This is a genomic window from Collinsella aerofaciens (assembly GCF_040915545.1).
GTDB lineage: Bacteria > Actinomycetota > Coriobacteriia > Coriobacteriales > Coriobacteriaceae > Collinsella > Collinsella aerofaciens_BE.
This window is the reverse complement of sequence record NZ_JBCPDH010000044.1, coordinates 1-10,981: the sequence shown is the minus strand read 5'-3', so window position 1 is coordinate 10,981 and position 10,981 is coordinate 1. Positions and strand designations below refer to the sequence as shown.

Genomic DNA, 10,981 nt, shown 5'->3' with positions numbered 1-10,981 from the left:
ACCATTGTCGGCCTAATCCGCGGTCTTTCATGCAGCAGGGGCTCTCAATGTTTTTATGTCCTGCTCATATCGTCTGTAATCGGAACAGGTACGATTCTGCAAGCGTACCGGCATTTCAACGATTGCAGTATAAACGAAAAACCGCAGGTTGTAGACGAGTTTGGCGTGTTTCAAGGGCGCGGTAAGCATTTGCCGTTCCAAGCGATGTTGCGAACGCAGACTGGTGATTGCTTGCTGGCTTGTGGTGGTGTTTGGGTTGCTAAGCGAGGGCTGCTTGTTGCGTGGGTTGGTTTTATTGGTGTGGGTTTGGACACTGTATGGAGATGACGATGGCTGGAGCGGGGTAGGGAGTTGTGACGCGGATTGGGGATGCTGGGTGGCTGGCCGATTGCGTGCAACGGCCTAACGCGTTGTTTGCGGTGCACGGCCAATAGATCTCTGTAGGGGGCCTACCCAACGTAAGGCGTCTGAAGGCATTTCCCTGGAAGCTCGGGCTTCCTGGATATCTTGGCGATTAAGATGCGCCCCATGCTCAGCCGGCATATAGAATGGACTGTGGACGTGACGATTGCCTGCTGCTGACATGTTGGTTAATCGACGATGATGGCAGCGACGGAGATTGATTGGGGCAGTCGGCATGTTCGCGAGCGAAAAGGCGGCCCTGCTCGGCGATGTGCCGACTTTTATTGTAGCGAAGGCGTTGGTGACGCCGAGAGGCGGCAAGGCCGACAAAACTATTGCGAAGGCAAGGGATCAACATGGCATTTGAAGCACGTCAGAGTACGGTTGGAAAGCTGCTTAATGACTCAATCTATAGAATCCCTCGCAATCAGCGCGCTTACGTGTGGGATGAGCATAACTGGAAAGATCTATTCGAAGACATCAAGCTTGTGACAGAGGAAGTTGCTACGTCGCATTTCATCGGTTCGATAGTGCTGATGGAGGAAGAAGAAGAAGACAGCCTCGGGGTTTTTACAATAATTGATGGTCAACAAAGAGTTATTACCCTAACGCTCTTGCTGTCTAGCCTCATGTTCGCTTTCAAGAAAAGGAATATGATTAACCACGCTAATGGCACAAAAAAATATCTAGTGGCGATAGATACTAAGGATGTTGAGCACGCGATCGTCGCTCCGGAGAATCATTTATCATTAACGAGGATCGTCGAAGGAGTAATTGCTATCTCTCCTGAAGATGCGGCTGCCATGTCTGCTGTGGCTTTCTCGAAGAGCAAACGCGCGTCCGGATCAAAAGACGAACTGATCGTTAAAGCCTTCCAATATTTCAGTGCAAGTTTCGCCAAGATGAAGGATGAGGAGTTGCTGGCCTTCAGGGATGCGGTCATTTCTGTCGCATATGTAAACATCAAATCATCGTCTGAGGAAGATTCGTACACAATATTCGAAATATTGAATGCGCGAGGTATCGAGCTTGAGGACCATGAGCTTCTGAAGAACTATATTATGCGCTATATCCATCCTATAGAAAAGCGCGATGATGCAAAACAGGTATGGTCGGAAATTGAAGCAACAGTCGGCTCGAACATGAAAGCTTTTTTGCGTCACTACGCAATTCAAAAATATCGCCTAGGTCAAGGCGACAAGGATGGAGCATATAAGAAAATAAGGGATTTTACGGATCCAAAGAAGGCTGCTGATCTTCTCTATGATTTAAGGCTAAAAGCCGGATATTATGCAGAGATTGTCGAGCCAACCAGCGATGACAGAAATGCGGAAATCTTGAGTTTCTTAAGAACACACAATGTCCGCGTCTTCAGGCCGCTTCTTATGAGTTTAATGCACGCTCGCGAAATAGAGCAGCTAACGAGCGAGCAGTATGATGATGCGATTGGATTTATTTACCGGTTCTATATTTGCTATAAGATAATCGGGGGAATGGAGTCGAACCACCTATCGGATTCGATCGTGAAACACTCATACGCAATCGAGTTGAACTGCACCCAGCAAGTGTTAGATGAGTGGAAAAATAGTTTTAACGAAAAACTGCCTTCAGAAGAAACATTTCGAATTAATCTCCTTTCGCTTGGATGGTCTCATTCGTGGCCGTTGTATAGCGAAACAAAGTTGAAGGATCGCTGCAAGTTGGTCCTTGCCTTGCTCGAGGAGCTTAAGTCTGGTGTTAGGGTTTCTGAGGCATTCACAATAGAGCACATTCTTCCGGATTCGCAGGCTCAGGAAAACTCGATTATTGGGAACTTGCTCATGCTAGAAGAGCGACTTAACGCGAAATGTAAAGACAAATCGCTTAAGGAAAAGCTGCCCATATACGCTGAATCGCGTTATGCCACTACAAGAGCTTTTGCTAAACGCTATGCGAATGGTTGTTTTGACGTTAAGAAGCGCGTTGATTTTATCGCGAAAGATTTGTTTGAAATGGTCATCCACTAGCTTGCACCGCGCGGCCGCGGCGCTTGAGCTCGTCAAGAAGTGCATCGACCCGGCGATAAGGCGGCAGGCCGAAGGGTTCGAATGGGATCCGAAAGCGCTGGAGTAGGCTCTCGCCTGGCCATAGGAAAGGTAAGGGTGGAAACCGATGGCGGACAAGGAGCGACCAAGGTGAACGAGGATGACATCATCGGCGTCGTGAGGGAGTACATCGAGGACAAGGAGAACTCGTACGCCCTCATGCTTACCGGGGAATGGGGATGCGGGAAAACCTACTTTGTCGAGCACGCACTGACCGAGAAGCTGGAGGAGGATGAGAGCCGGCATCCCGTCGTGGTGGCGTCCGCCTACGGCGCCAAGGACTTAGCGGAGCTCTGCGGGGCGATTGAGTCTGGTTTCATCTCGAAATACGCCATAGGGTGCGCGGCCGGCGGGGAGAGGGGCAGGTGGGATTCACTCGTCGGGTTCGCCAAGGACACGGGAATATCGTTCCTCGGGAAAAAGATCAGGGAGCTGGAGAAGAAGGCGGGCGTCGATCTCAAGATGGCGCCGCTGAATGCCGTGAACCTCATCATCGGCCCCGAGACCCTCCTCGTCATAGACGACGTGGAGAGGTGCGACATGGGCATTCGCGAGCTGCTCGGGGCGGTCGACCACCTCGTCGTTGGCTGCAGGAAGAAGGTCCTCCTCGTCTGCAACGAGGATGAGTGGAGGAAAGGGCTAGGACCGAAGGGGGAGAAGGGGACGACCAGGGAGTACGAGAGCCTCATCGAGAAGACCGTCTGGCGGAAGTGCCGGTTCAGGCCCTCGGTCGGCTCGGTTGTGGAACGCGTTCTGGGAGGCGTGCTGGGCGGCATCTACCCAGGCGCGCTCGAGGACGCCGTTTCGGCGATTGAAGGAAGCGAATCGCCGAACTTGCGATCCCTCAGCAAGATGCGCCCCGTGCTGGTCGGGATGAAGGAATCCGGGTTCTTCGCTGAACCCACCGACCCGGAGTCTGCCAGGGCAGTTTTCAAAGAGGCTTTCGGCTTTGCAGCGGGGGCGGCGAAGGGGATGCGCATCGGGCCTCCGTCAAGCCGGGAGGATTCCATCCTTAGGGGTGGCATTTTCGAGTCGCGCCGGCTCAAATACGCCGCCCTGGACTTCATCCCCCGCTTTTTCGAGAGGTGTGAGGGGGTCGATTCCAAGCATGTTCGTTCCTGCCTGGAAGATTACCTTGCGACCTTTCATCCCGACGGGCCGGCCGCGCGGAAAGCTATTGAATGTATCGAAGGCATCAGACACGCCACTTTCCGCGATGCCGATGTCCTTGGCATGGTGGAGACTTTAGTCGCCGGGATTGTCCCCGGGGACGGGAGCCGCGGCTTGTCGTTCGACGTCTATCCCGACGTCCTGCGTGCCGTCAAAGGCATTGCGGGGGAATTTGCTGACGCCTTTCCCGAAGGGGTCGCGCCGCTCGTCAAGGCGATGGAATCCTCCATTGGACGGGATCCCGAGTCTGCAGTGAGGTCAATCGGAAAGAATCGAGTCGAATGGCAGGAGATCCCTTTCGACTCGAGCGAAGCGCATGAGATTCCGGCTTTGGAGGAGGTCGACAGGCTGAGGGAGCTCGCCTTGACGACGCTACGCGAACGGGAGTCGGAGTCTCTTGGCAACGTCCTGATAAACGCCCCCGACCAATTCGCGACGAAGCTCTATCTGGCTTTCTCGAAATCAGATGACTGGTCGGAACCCATCCTGTCGCTCATTTCCCTCGACACTTCCCTCCTCGCGAGGGCGATGGAGAAGATGCCTCCCGAAGATATTCGGCTTGTGCACAGTGTCCTTTTTCCGGGCGACCACATGAGGTCGTGCACGGCCTCGCTCGAGGGCGAGGACAGGAAGGCCCTCGTAGCTTGGGCCAAGAGGCTCGGATCGGAGATCGGCAAGGTCGAGACCATTGAGTATTACCAAAGGATCTATTTCGACGCCATATCCAAGAGTCTCGAATGTCTTGCCGATATCTAGGATCCGCAGCTGTTGCCAAGTTGAAACGTGGCTTAGGATTTGCAGAAGATCTTCTAATGGCAGTCTTACGACAAGGACGAGGATGCCCTAATGCCTTGCCCAGGCTCCATCCAGCTCCGCCGCGCAGCTCTCGAACACGCACCTAACGGCGGCCATTTCCGACGGGGTCACGCGCCCTCCGCTCGCCTTATCCGAGGGCCTATGCGGCGGGGCTTGACTTCGAGGACGTCGTCGACTCGTCCCTCGAGCTTGTAAGGCTTGCTGAGGTAGGCGGACTAGAGTAAGAAAAGAGAAATCAAAAGGCGAATTTATCGCGAGGAGCAAAATGTCCCAAATAAATCAGATCCAAGAAGAGCTAAGGCAGATCGAAGGCGGGCGTTTTCAAACACTAGCAAATCAGTATCTATATAGGAGATATTCGCTTAACAACATCATTGAATTAGGATCCCAATGCGGCACGGATAAAACCACGACCGGAGTGCCAGACATGTACTCCGTAGGAGAGAATGGACACTACCTCTTCGCGGCATACACAACCTCTAAATCCGACATCCGCAATAAGCTGCTAAATGATGCTAAAGACTGCCTCGACAGGAGCAAAACCGGAATCAATCCGCAACTCATAGATCGAATCATCCTGTGCCACACATACTTTCGCCTTTCACCTCTGGTACTCGAGGAGGTCCGTGCCATCGATCCACGGATAGAAATAATCGGGCCAGAGACAATTGCGAGCGACCTTGATGGAAAATACCCTGCGCTAGCGCATACGGTATTGGGCGTTCCACTCGGAAAGGGATCATTCATCGCCCCAGACCGCTTCATCGAGCGAAGCCTGAACGACCGTTTCTCAACCGACCTGTCGAAGCTCCTCATGCACAGGGATTCCGAGTTTTCAGTCATCGTCGAATCGATAGAGCAAAACAAGGCAGTGGTGATTCAGGGGCAGTCTGGATCGGGGAAAACCAAGATCGCCCTCGACGCATGCCTCTCATTCAGCAAACGGCATCACTGGGATCTTCTTATCTTGGACTCTAGGTATTCATCGCATCTCGACGATGATATCGAGCTGATTTTGTCGGAGTCGGAAAACATTATCCTTCTAGTCGATGATGCAAACGGCAACCTGTCACTTGAGCACTTGCTGGGAATCTGTTTGGAAAACAAAAAGCTAAAGATTGTCCTCACCTGCAGGAAGATGCACCGAAGCGAGTTGACCGCAAAAATCGGCAGTTATCTAAATTTCAGAGAAATAGAGCTGGAGCCTCTAACCGCGGAAAATATAGAAGCGATACTCGAGACCGAATACAACATAAAAAACATAGCACTGAGGGAGAGAGTATCGGCAATCGCAAACGGAAACCTGCGCTTGGCTATCATGGCAGCAAGCCCCATAGCAGACGGCAATTTCGAAGCCATCCAAGAGCCATACGATCTTTTGAACATCTATATGAATTCAGCTTTAGCTGGGTACTCCAGCAGGGAGCAGCGTCTCGCAGAGAACCTTGCAATCTACGACTGCTGCGATCTTATTGAAGGAGACCCTTGTTACGAGGAACTCTTGGGGCTGGGGTACGACGACGCCGAGATTCGGGATTTTGCATCCAGATTGAACGACCAGGAAATTGTCACGATCCTTACCTCCGCCGATGGCGTGCTAGCCATAAGAATGGAAGAGCAGAATCTTCGCGACTTCTTGATATGCCGCCACTTCGCAAAAGAAGGGAACGGCAGTTTTGCGGATTTCATTCTGCATACCGCAGAAATGCCGAACGCGCCGTATCTCAAAGCCGCCAAGTCAATGGCTGAAGTGTGCGGAAGTGCGAGCGTGTACGACTACCTTCGAAGGGAATGCGAGAAAGCTTGGGATGAAATAAAGAATCGGGATGCGCGAATTGCCGATCAGTTCATAGTCACATTCAATCAATTCCTCCCCATACAGGCGCTCGCCTTTGCCTCAAACCGCATCGAAAACGCTGATTGCGCTGACGTATCGGAAGAAATTCTCGGCATGAATTCGACATCCGACGGATCTATGCCCCTGCAAATTTCTGTATCCCTGATGAACTCAAGCGAGTATTCGCAAACAGCCTCCGAGTTGTTCGTGAAGTGTGTAGAAAGAGGCACCGAGCGAGCGGCCGAGTACAACTGGGCATGCGGGCCGGACGGCGCTTTCGCTTACGATCTCGATCGTACGGGATTCGATTTGGAAAACAGCAAACTCGATGCCCTCGCTCAAAAATATCAACAATCGCATTCCCGCAATGTTGCAGCATGTCTGATCGTCTTGACGAGTTCATACCTCTCTTCAAGGGCCCAGCGCGTTTGTCAAAACGGCATAACGTACACATACAACACTTTGACCTTCAATTTCACATCAGAGCTGGCCGAGCTCCACGCCCATTGCTTCCGGGCGCTCTCCGTTCTGGTCGAAACCGAATTCAGCAGGCAAGTTAAATCCACTTTTCGGCAGCACTTTTCGTTCTATGGCAAAGAACCTGAAGCGGAGTACGCAGAAAACATGTATTCGGTACTCTCGAGGATTGAAGAGCTATTCCCCAAATATATAACCGAAGACTCGACAATCGATCTCTTATGCAGCTTAAGCATCAACCAGATTTACGAAACATGCGCGCAGAATCCCCCTCTGAGCCTCGATGGGTTCCGCCAGAGCGCATTCGACGCACTTGGTCTGGAGAACTCCGAGTCTCTCGTAGAGAAAGAACCGAGGATATCCGCGGAAGAGTTACCGCTAGAACGACTGACCGAAGCCCTGGGAAAGCTAGCCGAAGATTATGAGATTTCCGATAAAGAGTGGGAGTCGGGCAGGGCTATCGGAAAAGTCCTTCTGGAAATCGCCAAAAGGACCCCAGATACTGCCTCAAGCATAATCGCACGCAATATCGCTTCGTCGCCCTCGACGATCCCTGTCCCGTACGAAGCACTTGATCATCTTGCTGAAACCATCGGCAGGAAGGTCCTTAGAAACGAGCTGGGCGCGGTGATCGACGTGAGTGACCATCCGGCCCTGTTTGACTATCTTGATTTGCTAGCAATAAAGAACGGGCCCGACAAGGAGGAGCTCGACGAAATTCTCGCAAGACTCGATGACGGCAGAACGCATCTCTGCTTGGAAGATTTGGAGATAGTCGAGCCAAAGCATCCTGGCTATATCCTCAAATATGCTTCTTGGCTTTCCGAACATATACACAATGATGGGGTTTGGCGGTTTTTCGGCAACTGCGGAGACGAAAAGCGCGTCTCCGCTCTAGATTCGTACTTCGAATCCAATCCCTCACCGGCCGTCAACCTGTATTTTCTCGCACTTGAAGGATATCCTACTTTCGACTATAACCTCGCTTTCCTACGCTGCCTTTTACGCCTTGACAGCTCAATGATTGACCGTTTTTTGGAGTACGTTGCCAACCTCGACTACCGACAAAGGCACGATCTCCTGCGAAGAATCAGCTCGTTTTGGACCGTCCAGGATGATCATGCCTGGAATCTGCTGAAAGCAATGATCGATGAAGCGCTGAGCGAACCACTCGGCAGGCTTGAAATAGCCGTTTTGTTTCCCGTTCATGACGCAAATGCGCTCTCGAGCGATATTTTTTGGGAGCGCTTGGAATATACCATCCGCGAAAGGATCGCCGACGCAAATAGCCTCGATAGAATTAGCTGGGCCTTGTCCGATTGCAATGACGAGACGAGGATTAGGGCTATCACCCTCATTCTGACGCTCGATAAAGACGGGATATCGATCAACCATTTGGATCTCCGTCGATCTTCAATGAGCGGGTCCCCTGAAAAAGGCTTTATTCCAGCAAAGCTCAAGGAGATTGAGGCGATTGACTCGATTGCTGCTCAGCTGCCCGCAGGTGTTGCATATTTAAAACACAGAGAATGGCTGTCAAAAGTGAAGTCATCAATTGAAAGAGACATCGAAGACGAAAAGTGGAGGCTATTCCACGGCAGGCAGTAATCGACTTTAACACCTAGAATTAGGAAAAGCCTCGGGGCTCCTGCCTAGCCCTTCGACCTGCACTGCGTGCAGAAGACGGTCGAGGGCGAACCGTGGTGCAGCTCCATGAGCTCGAGCTGCATCGCCCTGAACAGGTCCTCGGGCTTGTTCAGCAGCCGCTCGTCGATGTTTGTGTCAACGGCCTACTGAATACTGTTCAGTTTTACGCTACCACTGACAGCGAGGTCGAAGTGGCTCGTTGCTATTTTGAAGCCGCGCGCGCGGCGCGGAAGGGCGGCGTGGACCCCGAGGCCACTGCCTACAAGCTCGACAAGATGATTTGGTTGCTCTGCACAAGCGACTTTTACCTCGAAGGGGGTCTAAAGCTCTTTTCAACCAATGCACTTGTTGAATCGAACCTGAGCGCTTATTCGGGGGATGGCATTTAAATCGGAGCCACTTTCAGAAAAGCGGCGCTGCAAACGCATGCCAAAACTGGCAAATTATTATGAAAGGTAATCTTATGGCAAACGCAGAGGAATCAACTAAGGCCGGTCTATCGCGCTTGCAAGACGACGCAAGGCCGACTATTTGCAGCGACTCTCTCGAACTTATTTCGAATATCGCAGAGGTTGGCCTGGACGAAATTCTCCAAAACGAGTTCTTGAAGGACATCCCCGTCATCTCAAGCCTAGTGAGCATCTACAAAATCGGAAACAATATCCACAATGCGCATCTGCTGAAGAAGTATGCGTGTTTCCTCGATGAGTTCAACCGCGACTCTTTTGAAAATGGCTCATGGAACAAGTACAAGCAATACTTTGAAGAGTCAAATAGGAAGCGCGATATTGAGTACCTGCTTATCCTGCTCGAAAGATACATTGAGGAGGACAAAGCGCGGCGACTAGCAAAGATTTATGAGGCCTACCTAGATAAAGAAATTAGCTGGGACGATCTTCGTTTGTTTGCAGAGACTTTGGACAGATTTCTACCTGGAGACTACGAAATGCTTCGAGAAAAGGAAACTTTTCAGACGCTCAGAGGCAGAGATGCAGAAGTTCTTCTTCGATTAACCGGACTGGGATTGCTGATTGAGGATATCCATCGGCAGCAGTGGGACGTAGTAGATACGACGCTCATCTTCGACGATCCCGACGAAATTGAGAAAGAAGAAAGGGTTTATCGTAGGACCGAATTTGGAAACAGGATGGTATCTATACTTGGCTAGCTACTGCAGACAGCAATCTGAGCGCGCTCTTGTCGTCTTGGTTAAACTGCTCGGATCTACCAGTGATTTTTACTGCATTAGGCATTCGTAAAGTGAATCGGTTCTTCACGATTCGCATCCTTTCTAGTGCTGCCTTTATTTAATGATCGAGATATGCTCGGCGACTGCGGTGTTCTGCCCCTTAGGTTACAGACGGTTGTTTCTATTGAGCTTCCAGAGGAAATACATGGGGTTCTCTTTTGCCTTGGCTTCTCGCAAGAAATCTGCGGATTGAGATGCAACGGCCCCTATGCCGGCAGCCCCGAGGAAGGCCATGGCATCAGAAGGTGATGCGATTCCGTATTGCCCCAATGTAAAGCTCGCAATTCCGATAGCGGCTTCAATGCCTGCGGAGGTGACTAATCGGGATCGCTCGTTTTTCATCACTAAAGATATCTTGTGAAGCTCGGGCTCAATTAGGTCGTTCTTCAGGTCAGCTAATGTCGAGGTGTCGATGGGCCTTTCGCTCAGGCCTTTGGACAAGGTATCCCTAAACACAAGAAACGACTCTTCGTTTCTAATGCGGCAATCAAGGATGCTACGCAACGTTGCATTTTCAGCAATGGGGAGGGGGCAAGATAACCGGCGAATGGGTATGGTCTGATCTTTTCGAGGATAAAGGGTGGAAGTTGCGGACTCGAGGAACTCAATCTGAGCTGGACGAGTGGTTAAATACGAGCTATTCGAAAAATAGGGATTGACGAGGGCTTGAAAGCAATCGTCCAACAATGGCAGTAGGATAGTCAAGATGCCGCCTTTCTCCAGCATGTCTCTATCCAATCGCGTTTCGCCTTGGCTTGCATAGAGCGATTCGTATTCAGACGGGATTACCAGGAAATCGACATCCATCTCATCATGGGACCCATATGCATCCATTCCCTCAATCGCTACATACAGATTCCCATCTGGTGCTTGTTTTAAAGTGCACGAGGTAGAGGAACAGAATTGTCGTACGAGTTCATCCCAATAACTCGATATCAATCCTTTTGCTTTTGATTCTCTTTCGATTTGTCGCGCTAGGCAATCTTTGCAAAGAGGAATGTAATTGCTCGAAAATCCGAGTATTCCAGCTTTGACTATGTCTTCGACTCGCATGGTCAAATAGATCCCGAATGCAAGTTCATCGACTGAGACATAATCATCGTGCCCCATTTCGAATGCCGATTCTATAGGGCAATGAATCAGTGTTTTATCTGCATACAATGCTGAGAACTTTGCCAAATGGTGTTAGCGCCGGGCGATTTTAGCCGCTAATAGTCAAACTATTTTGACCAATCCCGGTCACCGAATAATGGCCACCGTGCCTCCCCGCCGCCACTACGCTGGTGGTGCCAACACGCC

At 51.0% G+C, this 10,981-nt stretch carries 8 protein-coding genes; 7 read left to right on the top strand and 1 reads right to left on the bottom strand.

Annotated elements, in window-relative coordinates:
- The 7 genes from AB5202_RS09470 to AB5202_RS09440 all read left to right on the top strand — a co-directional run.
- On the top strand, nt 1-327 hold a 327-nt coding region (locus tag AB5202_RS09470; protein ID WP_204987912.1), incomplete at its 5' end, for a hypothetical protein.
- A 310-nt stretch (nt 328-637) separates the two neighbouring features.
- Nucleotides 638-769: a hypothetical protein gene (locus AB5202_RS09465; RefSeq protein ID WP_255413097.1), complete on the top strand. Its 132-nt coding sequence runs from the start codon at nt 638-640 to the stop codon at nt 767-769.
- Nucleotides 759-2,408, top strand: coding sequence for a DUF262 domain-containing protein (locus tag AB5202_RS09460; protein WP_117820302.1), 1,650 nt, complete (start codon nt 759-761; stop codon nt 2,406-2,408). The genes AB5202_RS09465 and AB5202_RS09460 overlap by 11 nt, the downstream gene beginning before the upstream one ends.
- Before the next feature lie 168 nt (nt 2,409-2,576).
- On the top strand, nt 2,577-4,412 hold the full coding sequence (locus AB5202_RS09455; RefSeq protein ID WP_368144505.1) for a P-loop NTPase fold protein: 1,836 nt from the start codon (nt 2,577-2,579) through the stop codon (nt 4,410-4,412).
- A gap of 325 nt (nt 4,413-4,737) precedes the next feature.
- On the top strand, nt 4,738-8,394 hold the full coding sequence (locus AB5202_RS09450; RefSeq protein ID WP_368144503.1) for a P-loop NTPase: 3,657 nt from the start codon (nt 4,738-4,740) through the stop codon (nt 8,392-8,394).
- Between the two features lie 92 nt (nt 8,395-8,486).
- Nucleotides 8,487-8,822 carry a hypothetical protein gene (locus AB5202_RS09445; RefSeq protein ID WP_117774269.1) on the top strand — a complete coding sequence of 112 codons (336 nt, stop codon included), beginning with the start codon at nt 8,487-8,489 and terminating at the stop codon, nt 8,820-8,822.
- Between the two features lie 74 nt (nt 8,823-8,896).
- On the top strand, nt 8,897-9,601 hold the full coding sequence (locus AB5202_RS09440) for a hypothetical protein (protein WP_117774270.1): 705 nt from the start codon (nt 8,897-8,899) through the stop codon (nt 9,599-9,601).
- Between the two features lie 186 nt (nt 9,602-9,787).
- Here the strand turns inward: AB5202_RS09440 and AB5202_RS09435 are convergent, their stop codons facing one another.
- Complete coding sequence (locus AB5202_RS09435; protein ID WP_368144501.1) at nt 9,788-10,861, bottom strand: hypothetical protein; 1,074 nt, start codon at nt 10,859-10,861, stop codon at nt 9,788-9,790.
- Nucleotides 10,862-10,981 lie beyond the last annotated feature (120 nt).

Excerpts from the sequence above, each read along its gene's own strand:
- AB5202_RS09465 (WP_255413097.1), top strand. The coding sequence starts at position 638 with ATGTTCGCGAGCGAAAAGGCGGCCCTGCTCGGCGATGTGCCGACTTTT.
- AB5202_RS09450 (WP_368144503.1), top strand. The coding sequence starts at position 4,738 with ATGTCCCAAATAAATCAGATCCAAGAAGAGCTAAGGCAGATCGAAGGC.
- AB5202_RS09460 (WP_117820302.1), top strand. The coding sequence starts at position 759 with ATGGCATTTGAAGCACGTCAGAGTACGGTTGGAAAGCTGCTTAATGAC.
- AB5202_RS09440 (WP_117774270.1), top strand. The coding sequence starts at position 8,897 with ATGGCAAACGCAGAGGAATCAACTAAGGCCGGTCTATCGCGCTTGCAA.